The sequence below is a fragment of the Afipia sp. OHSU_II-C1 genome (assembly GCF_000497575.1).
Taxonomy (GTDB): domain Bacteria; phylum Pseudomonadota; class Alphaproteobacteria; order Rhizobiales; family Xanthobacteraceae; genus Afipia.
Genome location: NZ_APJI01000013.1, coordinates 229,286 through 255,558 on the forward strand (window position 1 = coordinate 229,286; position 26,273 = coordinate 255,558).

The window sequence follows — 26,273 nt, forward strand, 5'->3', positions numbered from 1 at the left end:
GGCTCTACATTCTAGTCAGGCGGCCTTGCGTCAGTGACGATGACGCCGATGCTTGCGCGGAATTTCCTGCGCGTTCGCGTCGAACAGTGTGATGCCTTCCGGCGCGGCGTTGGCCGCCTGCCGTTGTAACAATCCCTGCCGCTTCGCTGCATAGTAGTAGCCGCCCGCATAATAGGAGACCGCGCGGTTGTGATTGCCGCCCGCCGCCTGATACGCGCCGGCGAGATACTTCACGGCGTAGGTGAGGTTGGTGTCGGGATCGAGCAGGCCCTGCGCGGTGCCGGTGTAGCCAAGGCTGCGCGCGGTCGCGAGCTTGATCTGCATCATGCCGTAATTGCCCTTGCTGACAGCGCGCGGATTGTAGCGGCTCTCGCGAACGATCACGCGATGCACCAGTTCCGCAGGAACGCCGTTTGCGGCAGCGTGGCTCGCAACCATCGATTCGTAGTTGGCGCGCTGTGCGCTGGCGGGATGAATCAGCATCATCGCCGCGGCTGCGGCGAGCAGGACTCGTTTCATGATGTAAATCCTCAGCGATGAATTCTTGGAGATGGGTTCAGCGCGGGCATCTGTGCCGGCGCGACGGCTGGCCCGGCTCAACGGCAACGGGCGCGAGCGGTTCCAATGCGGAGCAAATGTGGAGAGAACGTGTCCTAAGAATTAACGCGGGAACTCGCGGAAATTAACGCACTGATATGAGCGGCTTGCAGCTATGCGAATGCGCGGGCGAGCTATGCGTCGGCGTTCACTGCAGGTTCGGCAGCGATGTCACGGCGACGCTGATCGAACCTTCTGCTTCGGCGATGATGCGCAGTGTGTTGGAGTCGAACGCAATGCTGCCGAGGCGCACGCTCGACACCGATGCCTCGACGCGAATGCCGTCATCGTTCTTGCGGAAGTCTGCGACGATCCCGGAAATCTTCTGCTGCGCGTTGGCGGCGAATGTTTTCAGATCGATGGTGGCGCGCTGCTCGAGCGCGCGTTGCAGATAAGGGATCGCCGGGCGCGCAGCGGCCCCTAACAGGCCGAAAGCGGAATCGGACTCGACGGCGAGTTCGAGATCGGTCAGCCGCAGAATCTGCTGCGCCTGATCCAGGACGGGACGGCCCCAGATGTGGATCGTCGCTTCGCCGCCGAGGCCAAGCCAGCTTTTCTTCTCTTTCGCGTTGACGAGCAGCGATATCAGCAGCCGCTGACCGGCGGCTGAGACGCTTGCGCTTTTCACCGTGACATCGACCGAACCGCTGCCGTCCTCGGGGAAGGTGCGGCCCTTCAACTGCGTTTCAACGATCTTGTTGACCTCGGTGAAGGGCAGATCGATCGGCACGCCGATGGCAACGCGGCCGCGATCGGGCGGCGGAACGATGTCGAGATTGGCGGGGAAGGGGCAATCCGGTTTGGTCTCGGTCGGAAGAACGCGCGTCTCCGCCTGCAAGCCGAGCATGAAGTTCACCGAGTTGGGATCGATACGCGGCTGCGCGGCCATCGCACGAACCGGGCGCATCTCCAGCCAGAGCGTCGGCATTCCGGTTGCAGCCGGTGGCAACGGAATCGAGCGGCAGAGTTTCGCCCATTCGCGCCGCGCATTCTGTTCGAGCGAGCGGTCGTTGCGCAGCCGCGCCTGCAACTGTGCCATCTGCTCGTTGACCGTCTTGTCGATCATCGGCTTGACCTGCGCGGGCACCGCGACCTTGGCGCCTGCGATGGTGAGACTGCTTTCGCCGAGCGTGACTTGCGCAGTCAGCTTCGGATCGATCCGCCATTCCCGCAGGACTTCAGGGCGCGAGGTGATCGCGACATTGCCGTGGATCGCGGCATTGGCATTCAGCTGTTTGATATTCACGCTGCCGAGCTGCTTGACGGCGTTGCTGCCGAGAACATTTCCCAGCGCGTTGCCGAGTGCGGTGCCGCTTGCTGCGGACAATGAGCCAAGCACGGTCAGCTTGCCATCGAGTGGCGTCGACAGGGACAGCGCGTTCTGCACGCCGCTGGCGGCAATCGGCCCGCGCGCCACCGTCCAGTTGATGTCGGCATTCTGGAGAATCTGGCTGACCGGATTTTCCGCCTTGCCGCCGACATTGCGCGGCGCGGCGCGATCGAGCCCATCGCGGAGCGCCGCGATCGAGATGGAAATCGGCGTCAGGATTTCGGAATTGCGCGAGACCGGCGGGAGCGGCGGCAGTTTTGTCAGCACGGGCTTCTGAACTTCAGCCGGCCAGAATTTGTTCATCGCATAGAGACTGGCGGCGAACGATGCGACAAGCACCGCCAACCCGAGCAGGATGAATTTCAAGCGCATAACGACTCCGGCAGCATCACGACAGCGATGCTACAGCCCGCGTCCACCGCACGCCACCCCGCGTATCAGAGGAGGCCGGATCGACTTACCGCAACAACTCTTTCGGAAGCGGCTTGTCCTTTGGTGTTTGCGGCAGCTTTTTCTGCAAGGCAGGGACTGCGGGCTGGCCCGGACGCGGCACCGCGGAGGGCACCTGCGGAATGCCGAGACGGTTCGGCACGCCGAGCCGGTTGAGAATTCCTGCCGGGCCTTGCAATCCAGGTGCGCTTGGCGAAGCCGTCGGCCGCTGGAATCCGCCCGGCACTCCGGGCTGTTGAATGCCGGGCCGTGCGAGTCCCGGCTGGTTCGGAAGCGGTGGCCTAGAACCGAGCTGACCCGGCGCACCGGGCGTGCGCTGGAATCCATTTGGTGGCGCACCGGGCGGCCGCTGCAGTCCGCCCTGGTTCGGCAAGCCGGGCCGTCCCGGCTGACCGGTGCCCGGCTGCAAATTGCCGCGTTGCCCCGGCGGGTTTTGCAGACCCGGTCGTCCCGGCTGGCCGGGTTGATTCAAGCCCGGACGATTTGGCTGCCCCGGCTGATTGCGTAGTCCCGGCTGGTTGGGCTGTCCCGGCCTGTTGTTCAGGCCCGGTTGATTCTGATTGAGGCCGCCACGCTGGCCCGGTTGGTTCAGGCCGGGGCGTTGGCCGGGCTGGTTAAGCCCGCCGCGCTGCGGAGCGTTCGGATTGAAGCCGGGCCGTCCGAAAGCCGGCGGACGATTCGGATTCTGCATGCGGAAATTGCGCTGCTGCAAGACGATGTTGCGTCCGATGCCCTGCATGGTGTGAACGCGCTGCATGAAGCCGCGATCGCGCGCGATCATCTGCGCGGACATCACCATCGGCATCGCCGACATGCGCATGCCGAAGCCTGGCACCATCGTGCCGCGCACGGTGAATCCGCTCGCGGCCTGTGTCAGCATGCCGAGCGGTGCGCCGTCGCGCGCCCTGACTTCGATGCGGCCGACCTTGCCGTCGGCGTCGGGATAAAGCTTGATCCCCACATTGCTGGCATTGGCTGCCGTGGCAGTTGCGCGTTCGGGCACTTCGACGACGCCGGTCGTGCCGCGAATGCCGAGCGTTGCTGTGGGTGTTTCGATTTTCATGTCGCCGGTCTTGGCGACGGCGGCTGCGACGAAGGCCATGGTGCCGCGCGTGACATTGAGAAGCGCGGCGTTGTCCTTAGCCCCTTCCTGATAGACGAAATTGTCCACGGCAACGCGTGAACTGGCGGAGAGATTGAGCGTGGTATCGTCGCTGAACGTCACGCCGAGTGTCGAGTTCTTGCCGGTCTGAAGAACGTCGCCCTTGAAGATGTCGTCTTGCAGTTTGAGGGGCCCGGTCATGCCGTTGCGGGTGACCGTGGCAGTGCCCTTCAGGGTGGCGACGTTTCCCGCCGGTTCTTCGGTGTCGGTTGCAGGCTGATCGGCAGATGGTGGCTGGCCCGCCTGCGCAGGCGGTGCGGACGAATCCGCCGGTGCGGGTGCGGGGCTCGCCGGTTGTGCGGGAGTTGCCTGTGCGAGCTGGATGATTTGTTCTGCATGGGCGGGCGCAACGGCGAGGCCGCACAGCATCGATGCAACGAGCAGGGCAGAGCGCATCAAGATATTCACCTGCTCGAGGAGCAATCTGAAAGGCCGCACAATGGCATCATTTTTGACAGCCCTCGCAGGGCGATGCAACGCCACGCGCTCTGGCAGCCGGATTTTTCATTGCAATTGTGATGCGAAAGAGGTCGAGGTTCAAACCCCGCGCATCATCGCTCGGGCGCGATCCGGCCGCCGGCGACGCGCCAGGCCTCGATGCCGCCCTGGATATGGCGGGCGGTGGTGAGTCCGGCTTCCTGCGCGGCCTGCACAGCCATCGCGGAGCGCTCGCCGAACGCACAATAGAACAGCAACTGATTGCTGGTGATGGTGCCGAGCTGGTGAAGGACACCGCCCGGTTTCACATTATCTTCGAGGGCGGGGTAGGGCGCATGCAGCGAGCCCGGAATCACGCCGTGTTTTTCGCGCTCGCGCCGTTCGCGCAGATCGATAAGCACGACGTCGGGCCGGCCGGCGATTTCTTGGGCTTGCGACGCTGTCAGCGCCCAGCCGCGCCGCGCGACTTCGTCCTGCGCCAAACCCATATGCAGGTTGGCCGGCACCGCCACGTCCATCATCTTCGGATTCGGCAGGTGCAGGCTGTTCATCAGGTCGACATACTGCTCCATCGACTTGACCTGAAGCCGCGGGTTACAGGCTTTTTCCTCGCCGATGGTCGAAACCGTGTCGCCCTTGTAGTCGTGCGCCGGAAAGATCAGCGTCTGGTCGGGCAGCTTCAGCAGCCGGCCGAAGATCGATTCATACTGTGCGCGGGGGTCGCCGTTCTGGAAATCGGTGCGTCCGGTGCCGCGAATGAGCAGCGTGTCGCCGGTGAAAACGCGATCGGGCAGGATGAAGCTGTAGGAATCATCGGTGTGGCCCGGCGTGTAAAGCACATCGAGGCTGAGGCCCTCGATGTCGATCTTGTCGCCGTCGGACACGCGCATCGAGACGACATCGACACCACTCTGCTCGCCCATCACGGTGATGCAATGGGTTTTGTCGCGCAGTGCGCCGAGGCCGGTGATGTGATCGGCGTGAATATGAGTATCAACCGCCTTGATCAGCTTGAGATCGAGGTCGTGCAGAAGCTGGATGTAGCGGTCGACCTTTTCCAGCACCGGATCGATGATCAGTGCTTCGCCGCCGCGGCGGCTCGCAAGAAGATAGGTGTAGGTGCTGGAAACGCTGTCGAAGAGCTGACGGAAAATCATGGAACCATGATTGCAGATTCCTGTGAGCGATCAAGGGTGGACCGCGTCACTCAATCTGATGATCCGCTTGGCGGACAATATCTCTAGAACATGCCCAGCACGATCGCGCCGACCAGAATAAACGACGCATACGCTGCAACGACGCTCAGAGGTCCGACGATGGTCATGGGGAATCTCCCTTGGCTCAACGCTGGGTCATGTAACGCGGACGCTACCAAGACGTTCCCCATTCAAAAAAGTCAGACCTGCTGACGGATCACCGGCCGGGCGCGTCAACATGGTTAAAAAACCTTGAATAACAATGCGTTGAAGAGTCCTTAATTATCTTCGGTGAACTTGCGCGGATGACGCGTGGAGTGAGTTGGTTCGTCGTCGGCTCCCTTGTCCTTGTTGCGCTGGCGGGTTGCGGCCGCGGTTTCATGACCGCCGAACGCGAACCCTGGCGGGCTGAGGCGGAGAAGGCGTGCCTGAAATCCGGTGCGGTCAAGGAGACTGCCGATCTCGTCCGCATCGATCCGATTTCCGGCCCTGGCGCGTGCGGTGCTGAATTCCCGCTGAAAGTGGCGGCACTCGGCGAGCCGATGAGCAGCCTCGGTTACGCCGATGAGCTGCGTCCGCCCGGCAGCATCGGCAATCAGCCGCGCTGGCCGGCATCGCAACCGCAGCCTCCGTCCTATCAGCCGTCTTATTCGTCGTCGCAGCCGCCATCATATCCATCATCTTACCCATCGCAGCAGCCGTATCCGGCAGCGCGTTCGCCGTCGTATCCAGAGCAGGCCGGGGCGCCGATGCGATTGAATGCGCCGGGAACAGAGCCGCCTGACGAGGAAGATCTGGCCACGGGGCCTGACTCGGCGTCGCCGACCATCAGCCGCCCGCAAAACCGTGCGCCCTATGCGGCGCAGCCTTATCCGCCCGCGAGCCAGCCATACACACCGCCGCGCCTCGGCCCATCGCAGGGCTCGCCGGTGAACAGGTTCGGCGCGGTCGCCGTGAAGCCGGCTGCGACGCTGGCGTGCCCGATCGTATCCGCGCTCGACCGCTGGTTGGCGGACGCGGTTCAGCCAGCCGCCCAGCGCTGGTTCGGCTCGCCGGTCGCGGAGATCAAGCAGATTTCGGCCTACTCATGCCGCGGCATGAACGGCAACTCGCGCGCGCATATTTCAGAGCACGCGTTCGGCAACGCGCTCGACATCGCCTCGTTCACGCTGGCGGACGGCCGGCGCATCTCGGTCAAGGATGGCTGGAAGGGATTGCCCGAAGAGCAGGGCTTCCTGCGCGACGTGCAGGCCGCCGCATGTCAGACGTTCAACACCGTGCTGGCGCCGGGATCGAACGTCTATCACTACGATCATATTCACGTCGATCTGATGCGCCGCGCGAGCGGGCGCATCATCTGCCAGCCGGCGGCGGTGTCCGGCGAGGAGATCGCCCAGCGCGCCGCGCCGCGCGGTTATGCGCTGCGCGATGGCGGCGTTACCGGTTCGATCGGGCAGCGTGTGAAGCGGATGTTCGCGCGTGGTCCGCTGTCGAAGGAAGATCGCGACTCGATCGAAGACGAATCCCGCGTCCGGGAGCGCTGATTATTTCTGGCGGGCGCGGTAAGCGGCAAGGAAAACCCGCGTCGCGCTGTCGACCACCGTTGCGATCTGCTCTTTGGTCGGGGCTGGCTTGACCTGAAAGACGTAAGGCTGAAACAGCGTCGCCTGGCACATCATGATGAATTGGGCGGCGGCCAGATAGCAGTCGTCGATTGCGAGTTCCTTTGCCTTGACCCGTGCTCCGAGATAGTCCGCGAGGAGCCGCATCGTGTGCGCGATGACATGGTCGTAAAAGCGGCGGCCGACATCGGGCATCCGTTCCGCGATGGCCATTACGGTTCGGACCGCTGAGCCACCATCGGGCCGGCAGATGATTTCGATGTAAGCGCGGCCGAATGCTTTCAGGCTGGTTTCGGCATCCAGCGTGGGGTCGAAATTGAACGCCTTCTTGCCATGATCGAGGCTTTCCTGCTCGACGATGGCCTCGAACAGCCGATTCTTGTCGTTGAAGTAGACATAGAGCGTTCCCTTGGAAACGCCGGCGGCCCGCGCGATCTCGTTCATGCTGGCGCCGTCGAAACCCAGATCCATGAAAACACGCCGCGCACCATCCATGATCTGATGGCGTTTCGCGCTGTCCTCGTCACCGGAGGCGACCGTGAGATGGGTCTGTGAAACCATTCGTTTAGTCTGTTCTTTCGTTTCGCTGTGGATCGCGCCGCCGGAAAGGATGCGGGAACCCGGATCGAGGTATCCAAGTATCGATTCAAATTTACAATTGACCGAACCGTTCGGTCAATGATAATTTTGTCGCAGGCTGGGTGCTGTCAGCGGCGCCCGAGGTTTGCCGCATGCGTTTGAGTTTGAAAATTTAAGGAGGCCGTGATGGCCGTGCCTGCCCGAGACCAGGTTGCAAGGGTCGTTCACCCTGAGCCTGACGCATCTGACACCGATGCATCGCGCGCCGTTCCGGTGGCGGAGATCGAGCAGCGTTCGCGCCCTGCGGAGCAACCGGCGGAAGCGCCGGCGGCGGACGGATCGGATGATCCCATCGGGCAATCCGCGAAACCCAAATCCAAAACACGCAAACGCGTTCTGGTCGGCGTCGGCGCGGTTGCTGCGCTCGCCGGCATCTATTTCGGTTATCACTACATGGTCGTCGGCCGTTACATGGTGACCACCGACGACGCCTATGTCCGCGCCAACAACTCCACCATGGGCGCGAAGATCGCCGGGCACATCTCGAAGGTGATGGTCGGCGACAATGCGCGTGTCGGCGCCGGCAATGTCGTTTTCACGATTGATGACGGTGACTATCAGCTCGCCGTCGAAAGTGCGCGCGCCAAGGTCGCGACCCAGGAAGCCACCATCGAACGTATCAGACGGCAGGTCGCGGCGCAGCAAAGCCAGGTCGATCAGGCAAAGGCGCAACTGGTTTCCGCCGAGGCCGGGATCAAGCGCGCACAATCTGATTTCGAACGTCAGGAATCGCTGAGCACGAAGGGCTTCGCCTCGAAGGCGACCTTCGACGTCTCGCAGGCCGGACGCGATCAGGCCGTCGCCGCCGTGCAGGCTGCACGGGCCACGCTAGAGGCTGCGGAAACGCAGGTCGATGTCATCAAGTCGCAGAAGGCCGAAGCCGAGGGCCAGTTGCAGGAGCTGCGCGCGGCGCTTGCGAAAGCCGTGCGCGATCTGTCGTTCACCATTGTGCGCGCGCCGGTCGACGGTATTTTCTCCAACCGCATCGTCAATGTCGGCGATTATGTGCAGCCGGGACAGCGGCTCGCCAATGTCGTGCCGATCGATGACGTCTACATCGATGCCAACTACAAGGAAACGCAGCTTGGCCGCCTGAAGCCGGGACAGCCGGTGTCGATCACTGTCGACGCGGTGTCCGGACGCACCATCAAGGGCGTTGTCGACAGCCTCGCGCCTGCCTCAGGCTCGGTGTTCACGCTGCTGCCGCCGGACAATGCCACCGGCAATTTCACCAAGGTGGTTCAGCGTGTGCCGGTTCGCATCCGCGTGCCGTTCTCGGTGGCGCGTGAAAACCTTCTGCGGCCCGGTATGTCGGTGATCACCACGGTGAACACCAAGCCAAATCCGGACCACGTCGATCCGATCACCGCACGATAACCGCGTGCGAGGTTCCGCATCGCGGGCCTCAAGGAAAGAGTGATGGCGTCAAACACCGCATCACCAACCATGAACGGCGCCCCGGCCGCGCCGGCTCCTGCGGAAACGATCAGCACCCGCCGGCTGATCGCGTTCCTCATCATGGTGTTCGGGATGTTCATGTCGATCCTGGACATCCAGATCGTCTCGGCATCGTTGAATGAAATCCAGGCCGGCCTGTCGGCCAGCACCAGTGAAGTCGCATGGGTGCAGACTTCGTACCTGATCGCCGAAGTTATCGCGATCCCGCTGTCGGGATTCCTCTCGCGGGCGTTCGGCACGCGACTGCTGTTCGCGATTTCCGCCGCGGGTTTCACCTTTGCGAGCTTCATGTGCGGCCTGACCTCGACCATCGAACAGATGATCCTGTGGCGCGCGATCCAGGGCTTCGTCGGCGCGGGCATGATTCCGACCGTGTTTGCGTCGGCTTACACGGTATTTCCGCGCAGCAAGTTTCATATCGTCGGTCCGATCATCGGTCTGGTCGCGACGCTGGCGCCCACTATCGGGCCGACTGTCGGCGGCTACATCACCGACCTGATGTCGTGGCACTGGCTGTTCTTCATCAATGTCGTGCCCGGCATCGGCATCACCATCGGCGTTTTGGCGCTGGTGGATTTCGACAAGCCGAACTTTGCGCTGCTCGAGCATTTCGATTGGTGGGGCCTGATCTCGATGGCCGGCTTCCTCGGTTCGCTCGAATACGTGCTGGAAGAGGGGCCTCGCAACGACTGGCTGCAGGATGAGTCGATCTTCTTCTTTGCGATCGTTTGCGTTGTGTCCGCCGTGGTCTTCTTCTATCGCGCGCTGACGCAGAAAGAGCCGATCGTCGATATCCGCGCCTTCACCGACCGCAACTTCGCGCTTGGCTGCATGTTCTCGTTCTGCGTGGGCATCGGACTTTATGGCCTGACCTACATCTATCCGCGCTATCTCGCCGAAGTGCGCGGCTACAGCGCGCTGATGATCGGCGAGACGATGTTTGTTTCGGGTGCGGCAATGTTCGTCAGTGCGCCGATTATCGGGCGGCTGATGACCAAGGTCGATCTGCGCCTGATGATCGCCGCCGGGCTGGTTATTTTCGCAATCAGCTCCTGGATGATGACCGGCATCACCCGCGATTACGATTTCTATGAACTGCTGGTGCCGCAGATCCTGCGCGGCGTCGGCATCATGATGGCGATGGTGCCGGTCAACAATATCGCGCTCGGCACGCTGGCGCCCGCGCGGTTGAAGAACGCCTCCGGTCTGTTCAATCTGACGCGCAATCTCGGCGGTGCTGTCGGACTAGCCGTCATCAATACGGTGCTCGATCACCGGACCGATCTGCATATCTCGCGGCTGCATGACCGGGTCACCTGGGGCAATTCGATGGCGGTCGAGACGCTCAACATGCTGACCCAAAAATTCCAGGGCGCGGGCAACGCCTCGCTGATGGCGCTGAAGCAACTGTCGCAGATTGTGCACCGGCAGGCGGTGGTCATGAGCTTCGGCGACGCCTTCTTCATCCTCACATGCTTCTATCTGGCGCTCAGCGTGCTGGTGTTCTTCGTCAAGAAGCCGAACATGATGGGCCCGCCGCCGGACGCGCATTGAAGTCCGGCTGTGGCCATGGCACATCAGTCACGGACATGGCAAAGGCAAGCGCGGACACATGAGCTTCATCAGCGGCGTCGGATTGACGTCTTTCGGAAAACACGAAGGCCGCTCGACGCTCGATCTGATGACCGAAGCGGCTGAGGCCGCGCTGTCGGATGCCGGCCTCAGGCGTGCGAACATCGACGGTCTGTTGACCGGGTACTCCACCACCATGCCGCACCTGATGCTGGCAACCGTGTTCGCCGAACACTTCGGTGTGCAGCCGTCCTATGCGCATGCGATTCAGGTCGGCGGCGCGACCGGGCTTGCGATGGCGATGCTGGCGCATGAACTGGTCGAGGCGGGAGTCGCCAAAACCATTCTCGTCGTCGCCGGCGAGAACCGTCTCACCGGACAGGCGCGCGACTCGGCGATGAGCACGCTGGCTCAGGTCGGCCATCCTGACTACGAAGTGCCGCTCGGTCCGACCATCCCGGCCTATTATGGATTGCTCGCCTCGCGTTACATGCACGACTACGGCCTGACGCAGGAGGACATGGCGGAGTTCGCGGTGCTGATGCGCAATCACGCCATGCAGCATCCCGGCGCGCAGTTTCATGATTCGATTACGGTGGCCGATGTGATGGCGTCACGCGAGATTTCCTCGCCGCTCAAGCTGCTCGATTGCTGCCCGGTGTCGGACGGCGGCGCGGCCTTTATCGTCAGCCGCGAGCCGACCGGCGATCGTCATGTCCGCATCATGGGTTGCGGGCAGGCGCATCTGCATCAGCACGTCACGGCGGCGAAATCGTTGTCCGATGTCGGTGCAGCGGTTGCGCTGAAGCGGGCGCAGGCAAAGGCAGGCTTGGATCCGCGCAGCATCAAGTATGCCGGGATCTATGACAGCTTCACCATCACGCTGGCGATCCTGATCGAGGAGCTCGGCCTCGCGCAACGCGGCGAGTCCGCCGCGCGTGCGCGCAACGGCGATTTCGGCGTCAAGGGCGCGCTGCCGCTCAATACCCATGGCGGACTGTTGAGTTACGGTCACTGCGGCTGCGGCGGTGCGATGGCGCATCTGGTCGAGACGCAGTTGCAGATGACGGGACGGGCAGGACCACGGCAGGTGCGCGACGCCTCGCTGGCGCTGCTGCACGGCGACGGCGGCGTGATGTCATCCCATGTCAGCATGTTTCTGGAGCGGGTGCGATGAGCGAGGCGACAGAACTCAGGGGCTGGACCGACGGCGCCGATGCGATTCTTTATCAGTTGTGCGGCGCGTGCCGTCATCTCTGGTATTTCCGCCGCGCATTCTGTCCGTCCTGCGGAAATGCTTCGCCGCATGTCCACAAGGCGAGCGGGAACGGTGTGGTCTATGCCGCGACGGTGGTGCGCCGTGCGGCAACGCCGGATGCGAAAGCTCATGTGCCGTATGCGATCCTGCTGGTCGATATGGCGGAAGGCTTTCGCATGATGGCGCATGGCGACATTGATTTGAGCATCGGCGATAACGTCACCGCGGAATTCAGGCCATTTACGAACTTGCGCATCCCGTATTTCGTCAAGGCGTGAGCATGTGCGGCGTGTCGCCGCGCCGACATTGCCGGATTTTAAACGGCCGGTACAAAATTTGCCGCAATTATTGCCCAAAACATCATCAGCGGCTTACGCAACGTAAGTCTGCATGACTCGAACACGGGAGGATCGCATGGATTTGAAGTTTGCGTTTATCGCGACCCCGCGAGTCATGCGCATTCGCGCCTCGGCGTCCGGATACCCCATCGGTTAACCCCGCGGTCCTCCGCGCAAGGTTGCCGGCTGCCGTCGGTTTTCCGATGGCCTGTCCGAGGTCGTCCGGTTCGCGTTGTCGCGGATCCTGCTGACCAGCTTCCATAACCTGTTTCTTGACACGTGACGATTGCGCGCGGGTTGCCGCTGCGTCGTCCAAAATTTCTGGAGTCGGCTTGCGCCCGCGCAGCCGAAATATGCCATGACTCTGTCTCGTAATAAAAAGTCCGCCTTACGCGCGGTGCTTCCGTTCGTCTTCCGCCACTGGACTCATCAGCCGGTGCGCCTCTCCGTGGTTGCCGGTGGCCTGATCGCCGCAGCGGCGGCGGATGTGTTCATGCCGCTGTTCGCCGGAAAGCTGGTGGACGCCATCGCGCTGACCGATCCGGCTGCCGCAAAGCGCGGCGCGATGATTGCCTTCGGTGCCATCGTCGCACTCGGCCTTGCGGCGATGATTACGCGCTTCATCGGTTTGAAGGCGATCATTCCGTTCACGCTGCGCATCATGTCGGATGTGGCGCAGAATGCCTTCGTGCGCATCCAGCGCTTCTCGACCGACTGGCATGCCAACAGCTTTGCCGGTTCGACCGTGCGCAAGATTACGCGCGGCATGTGGGCGCTCGACCTGCTGAACGACACCATCCTGATGGCGCTGATCCCGTCGCTGGTGGTGCTGCTCGGCTCGACCATCCTTGTCGGCTGGCACTGGCCGGTGCTGGGTGCCGTGATCGCCCTGATGACGGTGATCTATGTCGGCATGACGGTTGCGCTGACCACGAACTACATCGCACCGGCGGCGCAACTGTCCAACGCGCTCGACACAAAAGTGGGCGGCACGCTGGCGGATGCGCTGACCTGCAATGCGGTGGTGAAGTCGTTCGGTGCGGAAGCACGGGAGGACGAGCGTCTCGGTGGCGTGCTCGGCAAGTGGCGTCGCCGCGCGACCCGGACATGGTCGCGCTACACCTATGTCGGCACGGCGCAGCATGCCGTGCTGGTCCTGATGAGCGTGACCGTGATCGGCGGCGTGCTTCTGCTGTGGGCCGCGGGGCGGGCCTCGCCGGGTGAGGTGGCCTATGTGGTGACGACCTACTTCGTCATTCACGGTTATCTCGGCGACATCGGCCAGCACATCAGCCATCTCCAGCGTTCGGTGAACGACATGGAGGAACTGGTGGCGATGCACGACGAGGTGATCGGCATTGCCGATGCGCCCGACGCGAGGCCGATCAAGGTCGCTGGCGGCGGCATCGTGTTCGACGATGTGACGTTCCACTATCGCGGACACGACACGCCGCTGTACGACCGGCTTGCGGTCAGCATCAGGCCCGGCGAGCGCGTCGGTCTGGTCGGCCGCTCCGGCTCCGGCAAGACGACCTTCGTCAAGCTGGTGCAGCGGCTGTACGACGCAACCGGCGGCCGCATCCTGATCGACGGTCAGGATGTCGCGAAGGCTACGCAGCAGTCGCTGCGCAGCCAGATCGCCATCGTGCAGCAGGAGCCGACCCTGTTCCATCGCTCGCTCGCGGAAAACATCGCCTACGGGCGGCCGGGCGCGAGCATGGCGCAGATCGAGGAAGCGGCGCGTCTTGCCAATGCGCATGACTTCATCATGCGGCTGCCGAAGCGCTACGAAACGCTGGTGGGCGAGCGCGGCGTGAAACTGTCGGGGGGCGAACGTCAGCGTGTGGCGCTGGCGCGTGCCTTCCTCGCGGACGCGCCGATCCTGATCCTGGACGAGGCCACGTCAAGTCTCGACTCGGGATCGGAAGCCTTGATTCAGGAGGCGATGGACCGCCTGATCCAGGGCCGTACCGCGATCGTGATCGCGCATCGTCTGTCGACCGTGCGCAGCCTCGACCGCATCCTCGTGTTCGACCGGGGCCGGATCGCGGAAGAGGGGACGCATGCATCGCTCGCCAGGCGTCCCGGCGGCATCTACCGTTCGCTGTTCGAGCGGCAGGTGCTTGAACTCGACCGCATGTCGGCGGCCGAGTAAGGCCTTGTCCCACAAGAACGCGAAGCCGGAATCGAAAGGTTCCGGCTTCGTCACCCCGCGGCGCAGCCGTCGAACACGCAACGCCTTTCAACGCGGGTGACGTGGTCGGCAATCGCGCGCGCAGAGTCCTCGGCGTGAGTCAGGATCATGAAATGCGACGCGCCTTCGGTCGTCACGAGCGATGCGCCCTTGATGTAAATGCTCAGCAGTTCGTTGGCGCGCTTCACGGCCGGATGGCTTTCTCCGCCTCGCAGGACCATGACGGGGATGTCGACACCGGCAAGCTCCGACGGAAATAACGGGAAAGCATATGCGCTCGCCCAATCGAGAATGTTGACGTGCGTTGTCTCCGTTGCATATGCGCGGACACGCGATGGCCATGATGCGAAGGTGCCGGGCCCACCATAGAAGTCGATCACTGCCGAAATCGCTTCCCTGTCTCCGCCGCGAAAGGCGGCGAAATAGGCATCGGACATTTCCCGGAACGTGCGGTAGTGCCGGTAATCCCCGATTTCGCGCAGGATGTTGACCGCCGGAGCCTCCATGATCGTCAGGCTCTGGAGCGGCACCTTTCCGCGGAGCGCGACAGCAAGTGATGCGAGGCCGCCAAACGAATGACCGACCAGGTGAACCGGGCCGCCCGTCCGCCGGATGACGGCTTCGATCACTTCGGCCTCATGAGAGATCGAAGGATCGCGTGTGGTGCGGCGCTCAGTGGTTCCGCCATAGCCGAGCAGGCTCGTGGTCACACAGTGAAAATGGCCGTTCAGTGCGGAGATCACCGGCCGCCAGGCGGCGCCGGTGCTGCACGATCCAGGCACGAACACGACAGTCGGTCCATCGCCGCTTTCGTCATAGTCAATATCGTCAATGAGCTGTTCGGCTATCATCTGGTTTCCTGACATCAGTTATGTCGCACGGGGCGACGAGACGGGCTGCCGATCACGTGAAAGCTTCGCAGCCCGCCCCCTTTTTCAGCGCTTGTTGATGACGATCTCGAGGTATTCGCTGGGCACGACCACGGTGTGATCTCCCGAGCGATTGAACTGGGCGAGAAGCGCTCTGATATCGCGCTCGAGAGCCGATTGCGCCGTCCCCTCGAGTGCCGCGAACGCCTTGAGCACAGGCCCGTAGTAGGTCCTGAAGATCTCCAGCCAATGGTCCGCCGAGCGATAACGGAAAACGAAATTCCGCTGTGCGGTCACGATCGACGACGCGTGCGGTTCGAACATCTCCTTGATCCGCTCCCGCGTGCCCCACAGGGCGGGGGACTTCACACCCGCAGGCGGGGGAACGTGCTTGCCGATGGTCTTGAACAACTGGCCGATGAAGCCATCGGGTGTCCAGTTCGCGAGGCCGATCTTGCCGCCCGGCTTGCAGACGCGAACCAGTTCGCTCGCGGCGAGGTCATGGTTCGGAGTGAACATCACCCCAAAGGTCGAGACCACCACGTCGAAGCTGTCATCGGGAAACGGCAAGGCCTCCGCATCGGCCTCACGGATCGTGAGGTTGAGCCGATCGGCCGCTGCCCGCTCCCTGGCGCGCTCGAGCAGCGCGGCCACATAGTCGGTCGAGGTGACGTCGCACCAGCGGCGCGCAGCGGCAAGCGACGCGTTGCCGTTCCCGGCTGCGACATCAAGCACCGTTTGCCCTGCGCGTATGTCGAGTGCTTCACACAACTGCTCGCCGACGATCTGTAGAGTGGTGCCGACAACGGCGTAGTCGCCGGACGACCAGGCTCCTTGCTGGCGGGCCTTGACCGCCGTAAAGTCGATCGCTGGCTTGCTAACGGTATCGACGGAAGTCAGCATGGTTCTTCTCCGATTGTCCTGGGATAGCCCCGCGAGCGGAGCAAGCATTGGATCCGGCCATCTGCGCCATTTCCTCGACATACCGTAGCGGCCGCACATGGAGACGAGCGTGGTAGCCGGCGTGGAAAAGCACGTGGAATTGGGGCGCGCCGGCCGCGGTGATTTGTCGCTGCAGGTGCAATTGCTTGGCGCCCTGACGATTTCCCGAAACGGCGCTGCGCTGAAGTTGCCGGCGTCGCGCAAGGTGCGCGCGCTTCTCGCCTATCTGGCGCTGGCTCCGCATGCTGTGCCGCGAAGCCAGCTTTGCGAATTGCTGTGGGACGTCCCGAACGATCCGCGCGGCGAGCTGCGCTGGTGTCTCAGCAAACTGCGTGGCGTGGTTGACCAGCCGGATCGGCCGCGCGTTGTGACCGATGGAGATACTGTCACGTTCGATCTGACGGATTGTCTCATCGACGCGGTCGAGATCACACGGGCGACACAGGAGGGACTGGAGACGCTGCGGCCTGAGCGGCTGCGGTCGCTGTTGTCCCTGTGCCATGGTGAATTTCTCGATGGCTTCGAGATTGACCGAAACCCCGCGTTCAATGCCTGGCTCACCGCGCAGCGCCGCCAGTTTCGCAGCCGCCACGCCGCTTTGCTTGAACGGCTCGTTGAAAGCGAAGCCGGTGATGACGTGTTCGGATATCTCGAGAAATGGCTGGAGCTCGCGCCGTTCGATCTGCGGGTTCATGAAAATCTCCTGAGCGCGTTCGCCCGCCGTGGCCGGATTCGTGAAGGGGAAGACCATCTGTCGGCGACAGCGCGGCTGTTTGAAGCCGAAGGTCTCGACTGTGCGCCGATCCGGGAGGCGTGGCGCGCTGCGCGTGCGCATGGAGAATTGCCGATGCTTCACGTTCAGGCGGTTGAGCCGGCGGTTGTCGTGTCAGCTGGGGCTGGTGTGACACCTGCCGAGAGCATCATCACATCACCTCGCCGTGCGTCCATCGCCGTGATGCCGTTTCTCGAACGGAGCGCTGAGGCGCCGATCACTCCCGGAGGACCTGCCGGTGGCCTCGCCCACGACCTGATTACAAGGCTCGCGAAGCTGCGAAGTCTTTTTGTCATTGCGCAGGGCTCCGTCTTCGCCCTGAACGAGCGGCACGTCGGGCCGGAGGAAGCCGGCCGCATGCTCAACGTGGACTATGTCGTCAGCGGATCGTTGCAGCGCCGGGACAATCGCCTCGCCGTTACGGTCGAGCTGGCCGAGACCCGCACCGCCCGCGTGGTCTGGGCAGAAGTCTTCGATCAGAAGGTGGACGACGCCTTCCTTGTCCTTGGCGAAATCGGTGACCGGATTGTCGCGTCCATCGCCAACGAGATCGAGATGATCGAGCGCAACCGCGCGATGCTGAAGCCGCCCAACTCGCTGGATGCGTGGGAGGCCTATCATCGCGGCCTGTGGCACATGTACCGATTCAACAGGGCCGACAACGAGCGGGCTCAACAGTTTTTTCAGGCCGCGGTGCATCTCGATCCCACGTTCTCGCGGGCATATGGCGGCTTGTCCTTCACGCATTTCCAGAACGCGTTTCAGGGGTGGACCTCGCGCGAGCCGGAGGTGGAGCGCGCGTTCGATGCTGCCGGGCAGAGCCTGATGGCCGACGACCGCGATCCCGGGGCGCACTGGGCCATGGGCCGCGCACTGTGGCTGCGCGGCCATCAGGACCAGTCGCTGATCGAGCTGGAGCAGGCGATCGATCTCAGTCCGAACTTTGCCCTCGGCCACTACACGCTCGCATTCGTGCATTCGCAGGGTGGCGATCCGAGCGCGGCCGTCAGGTTCTCCGACCATTCGCGTCACCTGAGTCCGTTCGATCCGTTGCTGTTCGGCATGCTCGGCGCGCGGGCGATGGCGCTGGTGCGGCTCAAGCAGTTTGACGAAGCCGCCGAGTGGGGCGTCAAGGCGGCCGCCCGTCCCAATGCGCACGTGCATATTCTGGCGATTGCTGCCTATTGCCTCGCGCTGGCAGGCCGCCTTGACGAGGCGCGGGTCCATATGGCGGTGATCCGCAAACGATTTCCCGGATACCGCGTCGATGATTTTCTGACCGCCATGCAGTTCGCGCCGGAGAGCGCCGAACTGTTCCGGGAAGGCGCGCGGCGCATCGGCTGATCTGCGGATCAGCGCAGTTTGACCGTTTTGCGGCCGATCGCGTTGTGGTCCTGAAAATCGTCGCCGTCGTTCAATGAAGGAACAAGGTGCGGTGCGACGGTGTAGACGGCGTAGCCGCTTCGCGTTCGCTTGGCCTGATAGAGCGCCTGATCGGCGCGGGCGAGCAATTCGTCCGGCGTGAGTGGCTCGCTTGTCAGCAGCGCGATGCCGACACTGGTGCCGATCTCGATGGTGTAGCCGTTGACGCTGTAAAAGCTGCCGATGTCCTCGACGATGCGTGACGCCAGTCCGGTGGCCTGTTCGCGCTCCGCGACGCCGGTCTGCACCAGCACAAATTCGTCGCCACCCAGCCGCACCAGGAGATCGCTCGCGCGCGTCAGGCGTGTCAGCCGCCGTGCGACCTCTCTGAGAATCGCGTCGCCCGCTGGATGGCCATAAAGATCGTTCGCCGCCTTGAAGCGGTCGAGGTCGAGGCTGTGCACGGCGAGGCCATAGCCGTTGCGCTGTGCATCCGCGATGATGGTTTCGAGATTTTCGGCGAGGCCGAGCCGGTTTGCGAGGCCGGTGAGGGCGTCGAGTCGCGCGAGGCCCGCGAACTTTCGCTTGAGGGTCAATTGGCTGACCGCCGTCGCATAGGCATGCTTGACGATATCGAACGCGCCGAACAGGAACATGAGCGTGATGAGCCCGAGGCAGATATAGATCAGGCCGCCGTTCAATATGCAGGCGATGCTCGGTGGAATGGCGACAATGAAGATATTCAGCAGCGCCAGCCGCGGGCGATACGCCACGCGTGTCACCGTGCCTGCGGCATAGGTGAAAATGACTCCGCTGATCAGCATGTGAACGGTCGGGTCCGGGAGCATGAAGCAGCGAACGCCCATCGCACTGACCGTCACAGCGGTCGCGATGCTGCGGATCGCGAACCGGCGCTCCCAGATCATGGCTGCGTCGCGCGACAGCGGTCGTCCGGTGGCGGCGCGATGATAGCGGCGGATCATCCAGATGCGTTCGATGGAGATAGCAACAGCGATCAGCGTCAGCGCCAGAACGTAGGGGTCGCCCGTTTGCGCGAAGATGGCCGCGCCGATCACGCACTGGCTCAGCAAGAAGACGACAATCGACGGCGTTGCACTGAAGAGATCGTTGATGATCTCGACATAGATGCCATCCGGAAGCCGGTGAGGCCGGAGCAGTTGCAGCGGTGAAATGGCCATCGGACGCAATTCTTCCTGCAGCCCCGTTATCGAGGCCGGCGCCACTCTTATCCGCACCCGGTAAAATGAAGGGTCCGCGGAAGGCTCAAAATTGAGGGAACTGGAACCTGGTTCCAAAATTGGCGAGGGGTCCGGCGTATTCCGCCGAACCCCTCCTTCTTTCGCATGATCCTATCGGGATCATGCGATCAATATCAGCCAGCCTGTAAGCCGGGTTCTGTAGGGCCTGAATGGTTCACACCACGCAGACGTGACGGCCATTCCTCTGGGACGCAAGTTGCGTTGCGCCTCGAGCAACCTACCCGGACAGCGGGCTTGACATCGCCCCGCGGAGTTATCGCCCGAGAGCGAACTTTCCACTGTGCCGTCCCTATTCGGTTTTGCTCCCGGTGGGGTTTGCCATGCCGTCTCTATTGCTAGAAACGCGGTGCGCTCTTACCGCACCTTTTCACCCTTACCTTCACGGAGTGAAGGCGGTTCGTTCTCTGTGGCACTTTCCCTGGGGTCGCCCCCGCCGGGTGTTATCCGGCACCGTATGTCGATGGAGCCCGGACTTTCCTCCCCGGCGACCTTTCGATCCTTGCCGGAGCGGCCGTCCAGCCGACTGACAGATGAGGACATGAGCGTTCCCGGCAGTCGCGTCAAGTCAAATGCGGTGCGGCGGACCTTTCAAATAATTTATGCTGAAGATGTCGTTCGGGCCTCGGTCCGTTCGTCTAGGGTTACGGCGAATGGCGCCGGTCAAACGGAGTGACCCACATGCAGTATTTGTTGCTGATCTATCGAAACGAAGCAGATGAGGCCAAACGGAGCGAGGCTGAAGCCAAGGCAATGACCGACGAATACGGCGCGTTCACGCAATCCATTATCCAGAGCGGGAACTTCAAGGGCGGCGACCGGCTGCACCCGACGTCGATGGCGACCACGGTGCGCGTGCGTGACGGAAAAACCCTGACCACCGACGGCCCGTTTGCGGAAACCCACGAGCAGCTCGGCGGATACTACATCGTCGACGCGAAGGATATCGACGCGGCGCTGGCGATTGCAGCCCGAATTCCGGGCGCCCGGGTCGGTTCGATCGAAGTCCGGCCGATCTACATGTACAACAGCTAGCAGGCGGTGCCGATTCTGATTGGCGAGGCGATGAAGACCGCGGACATCGAAAACATATTCCGCAACGAGGCGGGTCGCGCGCTTGCGACGCTGATCCGCCTCGTCGGAAGTTTCGATCTCGCTGAAGACGTATTGCAGGAAGCGTTTGCGGCTGCGCTGGAACGCTGGGCGATGGACGGCGCACCTTCAAATCCGCGGGCATGGCTTATCACGACCGGCCGCAACAAGGCCGTCGATCGTATCCGCCGCGAGACCGCGTTTCGTGCGAAGCAGAACCAGATCGTTCAGGAGACGGAGCTGCTTGGAGCCGATGTTGCGGACGGCGATGGTGTGACGGACGCCGTCGATGACGACGCGCTGCGGCTGATCTTCACCTGCTGCCATCCTTCGTTCGCTATCGAGACGCAGGTCGCGCTAACTCTGCGCACGATCTGCGGGCTAACCACGGGGGAAGTCGCCCGCGCGTTTCTTGTTAACGAGGACGCGATGGCGCAGCGCCTGACCCGCGCGAAACAGAAGATTCGCCTCGCCGGAATTCCCTATGAAGTGCCGCAGCACGATGCGCTGGGCGCGCGGCTGCGCGGCGTGCTCACCGTGGTTTATCTTGTTTTCGACGAAGGCTATGCCGCGACCGCAGGCGAGAAGCTGATGCGGCCTGACCTCGCGCGGGAAGCGATACGGCTCTGTCGTCTGCTCGACGTCTTGATGCCGGGGCGAAGCGAGATTCATGGCCTGCTCGCGCTGACGCTTCTGCACGACGCGCGGCGTACCAGCCGCGAGACGGCAGAGGGCGATATCGTGCTGCTGGAGCATCAGGATCGCACGCTGTGGGATCATGTCCAGATTGCGGAAGGGCTGCGGCTGGTCGAGGAATCGCTGTCGTCGCCGGGCCGTCCTGATCCTTATGTCGTGCAGGCTGCCATTGCGGCGCTTCACGCGCGCGCGCCGAGTTTTGCCGAAACCGACTGGCCGCAGATCGCAGGGCTCTATGAAGTGCTGGTGCGGATTGCGCCTTCACCGGTGGTCGCGCTCAACCACGCCGCGGCCATATCGATGGTCGATGGACCGGCCAAGGCGCTGGTGCTGGTCGACACGCTTGCCGCGCGTGGTGAACTCGACGGCTACGGCCTGCTGCCCGCTGTCCGTGCGGACTTGTTGCGGCGGCTGAAACGTGTCGACGAAGCGCGCGCTTCCTATATGCAGGCACTTGAGGCGACCAGTCTCGAACCGTTGCGGCGTCTATATCTTCGGCGCCTCTCTGAACTGAACTAGGGCCGCCGCTCAGCTCACAAGCGCTTCTTTCGGCATGAGCGCGAGCAGATCGTTCAATGTGGTCAATGTTGACTGATCGGCGATGCCGTCGATCCGCTCCGGCCGGAAGTGCCGCTGGAAAGCTGTAACAACATCCATGGTGGCGGCGTCATAGAGTCCGTTCAGCGGCACGCCGTAACCGAAGCTCGCCAACAGCTTTTGCAGGGCGAGAACGTCGTCGCCGGATTGTCCGAGCATGGTCTGCACGCCGCGGACGATCGGGGCGGGTTCGACCCAGAGGCCGACGCCGGAATCCGCCAGCAGCCGCCACGGAAATTTCTCGCCGGGATCCTTCTTGCGGCCCGGCGCGACGTCCGAATGTCCGAGAATGCGATGCTTCGGAATATCGCGGCGGATCATGATGCCTTTGCACAGGGCGATCACCGCCGCGGTCTGCCGCAGCGGGAAATCGGTGTAGCCAAGGTCGTGACCGGGATTGACGATCTCGATCCCGATCGAAAGGGAATTGATGTCGGTTTCGTTGCCCCATGACGACGCGCCCGCATGCCATGCGCGATCCGATTCGCGCACGCACTGCACGATGTTGCCGTCCTCGAGCACGACATAATGAGCGGAGACCTCGGTCCCCGTCGTGCACAGCCGGACGATCGCGCTCGCGGCATCGGCCATCCCGGTGTAGTGCAGCACGATCATGTTCGGCGATAGCACGCCCTTGCGGTCGCCGTAGTTCGGCGATGGCGTGACATTCGAGACGACAGACGAATCCGGCACGAAGTTCGGCATTTCAGCAGGCTCCCCCAGGTGAACAATCGGGACGCTGACGCTTCGAACCAAATCCAGCAGACTCAAACGATCCTCGCGGCATAGAGGTACTCAAAACGGGGCGAGAGAAGGGCGGTAGTCGGCTAGTGATAGGGTAATGCACACCCGGCGCAATCGGGGCCGGTTCCATAGCCCCCAGAACATTGCGCATGGCCGGGTTGCTCGCCGGCGCCGGGAAAACACCTTCTTCAAAGGCAATCCTCTGCGTCAACCATTCCTTAACGATAACTGCCGCCAATGAAGGGTGGAGAGTCGCGCCAGAAGGGTGCGGCTGTGGTCCTTAAATGCGCAAAAAGCCCCGCGAAAAGCTCGATGGCTGGCCAGAAAATCCCATGCGGAACCTCGAATTTAAGGCGGGTCATCGCCAGCGCCTCCGCGTTCAGGTCGATCTGGATGCCGGAAAGGGCCAATCTGGGGCTGTACGGCCGCGATCTCGCGGATCGGCCCGGATATTCCGGCCGGCATGCGGCCGTCTTTCACCGGCAGGCGTTTGAAATGTCGCCCGACGATGCACCTGTACGCCACGTTCCGGTTCTCGGCCGCGAAGCGGTTGAGGCGCTCGCGCCGCGCGACGGAGGCGTTTACGTGGACGCGACGTTCGGAGCCGGCGGTTACAGCCGCGCGATCCTGAAAGTTCCCGGCACCCGCGTGATCGGCATCGATCGCGATCGCACCGCAATCGCCGGCGGCTTCGATCTCGTGGACTCCTCGGGCGGGCGGCTGACGCTGGTCGAGGATCGTTTTTCCAATTTGGCGGATGTCTGCGCGTCACAGGGCATCACCTCCGTCGATGGCGTGGTGATGGATGTCGGCGTCTCATCCATGCAACTCGACCAGTCGGAGCGCGGCTTCTCGTTCCGCCTCAACGGCCCGCTCGACATGCGGATGGGCCAGGACGGGCCGACCGCGGCCGATGTGGTCGCCAAGGCGTCCGAAACCGACCTCGCCAATATCATTTATATCTTCGGCGAGGAGCGGCATTCCCGCGCCGTTGCGCGCGCCATCGTCGCGGCGCGGAAAGAAGCGCCGATTACAACGACACGCGCGCTGGCCGACATCGTCTCGCGCGTGGTGCGCTCCAAGCCGAATGAAATTCATCCCGCGACGCGGACGTTCCAGGCGCTGCGCATCTTCGTCAACGAGGAACTGGATGAGCTTCACGCGGCGCTGGTGGCGGCGGAGCAGATGCTGAAGCCGGGCGGCAGGCTGGCCGTGGTGTCGTTCCATTCGCTCGAAGACCGCATCGTCAAGAATTTCCTTAACGAGCGCGGCAAGCGCGGCGGCGGTTCGCGGCATCTGCCCGAAGTCGATCAGGCGTTGCCGAGCTTTGAAATCCTCACCAAGCGCCCGATCGTGGCGGATGATGAAGAAGTCGCGGACAATCCGCGCGCGCGCTCCGCGAAGCTGCGCGCCGCTGCGCGCACCGATGCGCCTGCGCAATCGGAGACCGCATCATTCGACTGGCCGCAGCTTGCTGACGTGATGAGGGGAGGCTGACATGCGGTTTGTCCACCTCTTTGTCATCTGCGCACTGATCTTCGGCGCGGCCTACGTCTACCGCATCAAGATGGAATCGACGGTGCGGACCGAAAGCGTTCTCCGGCTGCGTGCCGACATCCGCAAGGAGCGCGATTCCATCGCCGCCCTCAGAGCGGAGTGGGCCAAACTGGAATCACCGAAACGTTTGCAGGAACTGGCCTCGCGTCACCTGTCGCTGCGTTCGATCGAAGCCATACAATATGACTCGCTGAAGAACCTGCCGCCGCGTCCGCCGAGCTTCGTGAGGCCGGGCGATCCCGATCCGATCGGGACCATGATCGAAAGCGTCGATCTGGAAGCGCTTGCCAAGGCCGCGTCGGAAGATGAATCGCTCACCGGCTCGATTCCCAAACCGGAGGGCGCGCAGTGACCGAGCAAATCACACGGCCTACGGAACCCTGGCGGCAACGGCTGATCCGCACGCTGCTTTACGGAAAGAACGTGGACCGCTCGGCCAAGGCGCGTGCGCGCGTCGGCCTTGCGATCATCGCTTTCGCGGCGGTTTACGCGATCATTGCCGGTCGCCTCGTCATGTTCGCGATCGGCGGCGATGGTCACGGCACGCGGCGCACGGCCTCGCAGGATGCCGTCGCCACGGCACGGCCCGATATCCTTGATCGCAACGGGACGATCCTCGCCACCGACGTCAAGACGCCGTCGCTGTTCGGCGAGCCCCGCCGCATTATCGATAAGGACGAGGCGATCGAGCTTCTCACCGGAACGCTGCCGGATCTCGACGCGGGCGAAGTGCGGGATCGTCTTTCGTCGAAGAAGGGGTTTGTCTGGCTGAAGCGCGAAATTACGCCAACGCAGCAGAAGGAAATCTATCGTCTGGGTCTGCCCGGCGTCGGGTTCCTGCGCGAGAACAAGCGGGTGTATCCGAGCGGTCCCGTGGTGTCGCATCTGATCGGCCATGTGAACATCGACAACCAGGGCATTGCCGGCATCGAGAAGTGGCTGGACAGCAACGGCCTTGCCGATCTGCACCGGGCCGGCTTCGCCACCGACCGGCAACAGGAGCCCGTGCGGCTCGCGGTCGATCTGCGCGTCGAACATGCGCTGCGCGATGAACTGCTCAAGGCCAAGGACAAGTTCAAGGCGAAGGCGGCCGCTGGTCTGGTTTCGAACGTCAATACCGGTGAGATCATCGCAATGGTCTCGGTGCCGGATTACGATCCCAACAATCCGCGCGAAGCCAACGACCCGACCCGCATCAACCGCCTGACCACCGGCGTGTTCGAGATGGGCTCGACGTTCAAGTCGCTGACGCTTGCGATGGCGCTGGATTCCGGCCGCGCCACCGTCAACACGCTCTACGACGCGCGTGCGCCGCTGACCTACGGCAAGTTCAAGATTCATGACACCCACAATCTGGGGCGTGCGGTGCCGATGTGGGAGGTGTTCACTGAATCGTCGAACGTCGGCGCGGCCCGTGTCGCGCTGTCGATGGGCGTCGAGGCGCACAAGGCGTTCCTGCGCAAACTGGGACAGCTCTCGCGGCTTCGCACCGAACTGCCCGAAAGCGCTGAGCCGCTGGTGCCGAAACGCTGGGGCGAACTGAACACCATCACCATCGCGTTCGGACACGGCATGGCCGTGGCGCCGTTGCAGGCCGTGATGGGCATCAACGCGCTGGTCAATGGCGGCTATCTGATCCCGCCGACATTCCTGAAGCGATCGCGCGAGGATGCCATGCAACTCGCCAAGCAGGTCGTGAAGCCGGAGACCAGCGCCAGCATGCGCTACATGATGCGGCTGAATGCGGAGAGAGGCACGGCGCGCAAGGCCGACGTCAAAGGTTATTATGTCGGCGGCAAGACAGGCACCTCGGAAAAGGTGGTCAACGGCCGCTATTCCAAGAAGCAGGTGCTGAATTCCTTCACGGCCATCATGCCGGCGGACAATCCGCAGTATCAACTGCTGATCATGCTTGACGAGCCGCAGCCGTTGCCCGAAACCCACGGCTTCATCACCTCGGGCTGGAACACGGTCCCGACCGGCGGCAAGGTCATCGAGCGAATCGCCCCGCTGCTCGGGATGGTGCCGCGGTTCGATCTGCCGCCGTCCGACCGCCTTATTCTTGCGGCATCGAAGGAAAGCCGGTAACCGCTCACGGAGTTTTGTGGACG

21 protein-coding genes and 1 other RNA gene are annotated in these 26,273 nt (G+C 62.9%); 12 read left to right on the forward strand and 10 right to left on the reverse strand.

The genetic code is table 11. The features are described 5' to 3' along the window. Positions 1-30: 30 nt before the first annotated feature. The 4 genes from I554_RS0114400 to I554_RS0114415 form a co-directional block, all read right to left on the reverse strand. Positions 31-519 carry a transglycosylase SLT domain-containing protein gene (locus tag I554_RS0114400; RefSeq protein ID WP_024576395.1) on the reverse strand — a complete coding sequence of 163 codons (489 nt, stop codon included), beginning with the start codon at positions 517-519 and terminating at the stop codon, positions 31-33. 226 nt (positions 520-745) lie between these two features. Beyond that, on the reverse strand, positions 746-2,299 hold the full coding sequence (locus I554_RS0114405) for a DUF4403 family protein (RefSeq protein WP_024576394.1): 1,554 nt from the start codon (positions 2,297-2,299) through the stop codon (positions 746-748). 85 nt (positions 2,300-2,384) lie between these two features. Then, positions 2,385-3,935 carry a FecR family protein gene (locus tag I554_RS0114410; RefSeq protein WP_029659539.1) on the reverse strand — a complete coding sequence of 517 codons (1,551 nt, stop codon included), beginning with the start codon at positions 3,933-3,935 and terminating at the stop codon, positions 2,385-2,387. A gap of 155 nt (positions 3,936-4,090) precedes the next feature. Next, positions 4,091-5,134: an MBL fold metallo-hydrolase gene (locus I554_RS0114415; protein ID WP_024576392.1), complete on the reverse strand. Its 1,044-nt coding sequence runs from the start codon at positions 5,132-5,134 to the stop codon at positions 4,091-4,093. 344 nt (positions 5,135-5,478) lie between these two features. Here I554_RS0114415 and I554_RS0114425 point away from each other — a divergent pair, with 344 nt between their 5' ends. Then, entirely contained in the window at positions 5,479-6,717 is a 1,239-nt protein-coding gene (locus I554_RS0114425; RefSeq protein ID WP_024576391.1) for an extensin family protein, read from the forward strand. Here I554_RS0114425 and I554_RS0114430 read toward each other — a convergent pair whose 3' ends face one another. Continuing rightward, positions 6,718-7,356, reverse strand: coding sequence for a TetR/AcrR family transcriptional regulator (locus I554_RS0114430; RefSeq protein ID WP_024576390.1), 639 nt, complete (start codon positions 7,354-7,356; stop codon positions 6,718-6,720). Between the two features lie 204 nt (positions 7,357-7,560). On the opposite strand from I554_RS0114430, the gene I554_RS0114435 reads away from it, so the two are divergent. The 5 genes from I554_RS0114435 (at position 7,561) to I554_RS0114455 (ending at position 14,215) form a co-directional block, all read left to right on the forward strand. Then, positions 7,561-8,811: an HlyD family secretion protein gene (locus I554_RS0114435; RefSeq protein WP_024576389.1), complete on the forward strand. Its 1,251-nt coding sequence runs from the start codon at positions 7,561-7,563 to the stop codon at positions 8,809-8,811. Between the two features lie 42 nt (positions 8,812-8,853). Beyond that, entirely contained in the window at positions 8,854-10,446 is a 1,593-nt protein-coding gene (locus tag I554_RS0114440) for a DHA2 family efflux MFS transporter permease subunit (protein WP_024576388.1), read from the forward strand. A gap of 58 nt (positions 10,447-10,504) precedes the next feature. Beyond that, complete coding sequence (locus tag I554_RS0114445; RefSeq protein ID WP_024576387.1) at positions 10,505-11,641, forward strand: thiolase family protein; 1,137 nt, start codon at positions 10,505-10,507, stop codon at positions 11,639-11,641. Continuing rightward, positions 11,638-12,000: an OB-fold domain-containing protein gene (locus I554_RS0114450; protein WP_024576386.1), complete on the forward strand. Its 363-nt coding sequence runs from the start codon at positions 11,638-11,640 to the stop codon at positions 11,998-12,000. The genes I554_RS0114445 and I554_RS0114450 overlap by 4 nt, the downstream gene beginning before the upstream one ends. A 418-nt stretch (positions 12,001-12,418) precedes the next feature. Next, positions 12,419-14,215: an ABC transporter ATP-binding protein gene (locus I554_RS0114455; RefSeq protein ID WP_024576385.1), complete on the forward strand. Its 1,797-nt coding sequence runs from the start codon at positions 12,419-12,421 to the stop codon at positions 14,213-14,215. Between the two features lie 50 nt (positions 14,216-14,265). On the opposite strand, the gene I554_RS0114460 is transcribed toward I554_RS0114455, so the two are convergent. Both I554_RS0114460 and I554_RS0114465 read right to left on the reverse strand, forming a co-directional pair. Beyond that, positions 14,266-15,105 (reverse strand): alpha/beta hydrolase, encoded by an 840-nt coding sequence (locus tag I554_RS0114460; protein WP_024576384.1) that lies wholly within the window; start codon positions 15,103-15,105, stop codon positions 14,266-14,268. An 84-nt stretch (positions 15,106-15,189) separates the two neighbouring features. Continuing rightward, positions 15,190-16,026, reverse strand: coding sequence for a class I SAM-dependent methyltransferase (locus tag I554_RS0114465; protein WP_024576383.1), 837 nt, complete (start codon positions 16,024-16,026; stop codon positions 15,190-15,192). A 97-nt stretch (positions 16,027-16,123) separates the two neighbouring features. On the opposite strand from I554_RS0114465, the gene I554_RS0114470 reads away from it, so the two are divergent. Continuing rightward, complete coding sequence (locus I554_RS0114470) at positions 16,124-18,181, forward strand: transcriptional regulator (protein ID WP_024576382.1); 2,058 nt, start codon at positions 16,124-16,126, stop codon at positions 18,179-18,181. A gap of 8 nt (positions 18,182-18,189) precedes the next feature. On the opposite strand, the gene I554_RS0114475 is transcribed toward I554_RS0114470, so the two are convergent. Further along, the gene (locus tag I554_RS0114475; RefSeq protein ID WP_024576381.1) at positions 18,190-19,398 is read right to left on the reverse strand and encodes a GGDEF domain-containing protein; all 1,209 of its coding nucleotides are present in this window, start codon (positions 19,396-19,398) and stop codon (positions 18,190-18,192) included. A gap of 190 nt (positions 19,399-19,588) precedes the next feature. Continuing rightward, an RNA gene (rnpB, locus tag I554_RS26025) (RNase P RNA component class A) lies at positions 19,589-20,006 on the reverse strand. 151 nt (positions 20,007-20,157) lie between these two features. On the opposite strand from rnpB, the gene I554_RS0114480 reads away from it, so the two are divergent. After that, positions 20,158-20,511, forward strand: a complete 354-nt coding sequence (locus tag I554_RS0114480) for a YciI family protein (RefSeq protein ID WP_024576380.1) — start codon at positions 20,158-20,160, stop codon at positions 20,509-20,511. A 30-nt stretch (positions 20,512-20,541) separates the two neighbouring features. Continuing rightward, positions 20,542-21,783, forward strand: a complete 1,242-nt coding sequence (locus tag I554_RS0114485) for an RNA polymerase sigma factor (RefSeq protein ID WP_024576379.1) — start codon at positions 20,542-20,544, stop codon at positions 21,781-21,783. A 9-nt stretch (positions 21,784-21,792) separates the two neighbouring features. Here the strand turns inward: I554_RS0114485 and I554_RS0114490 are convergent, their stop codons facing one another. Further along, positions 21,793-22,566: an N-acetylmuramoyl-L-alanine amidase gene (locus I554_RS0114490; protein ID WP_024576378.1), complete on the reverse strand. Its 774-nt coding sequence runs from the start codon at positions 22,564-22,566 to the stop codon at positions 21,793-21,795. 351 nt (positions 22,567-22,917) lie between these two features. On the opposite strand from I554_RS0114490, the gene rsmH reads away from it, so the two are divergent. The 3 genes from rsmH to I554_RS0114505 are packed head-to-tail and all read left to right on the forward strand — an operon-like array spanning position 22,918 to position 26,250. After that, on the forward strand, positions 22,918-24,102 hold the full coding sequence (gene rsmH / locus I554_RS0114495) for a 16S rRNA (cytosine(1402)-N(4))-methyltransferase RsmH (protein WP_024576377.1): 1,185 nt from the start codon (positions 22,918-22,920) through the stop codon (positions 24,100-24,102). A 1-nt stretch (position 24,103) separates the two neighbouring features. Beyond that, positions 24,104-24,514 (forward strand): hypothetical protein, encoded by a 411-nt coding sequence (locus tag I554_RS0114500; protein WP_024576376.1) that lies wholly within the window; start codon positions 24,104-24,106, stop codon positions 24,512-24,514. Next, the gene (locus tag I554_RS0114505; RefSeq protein WP_024576375.1) at positions 24,511-26,250 is read left to right on the forward strand and encodes a penicillin-binding protein 2; all 1,740 of its coding nucleotides are present in this window, start codon (positions 24,511-24,513) and stop codon (positions 26,248-26,250) included. Before I554_RS0114500 ends, I554_RS0114505 begins: the two co-directional genes overlap by 4 nt. Positions 26,251-26,273 lie beyond the last annotated feature (23 nt).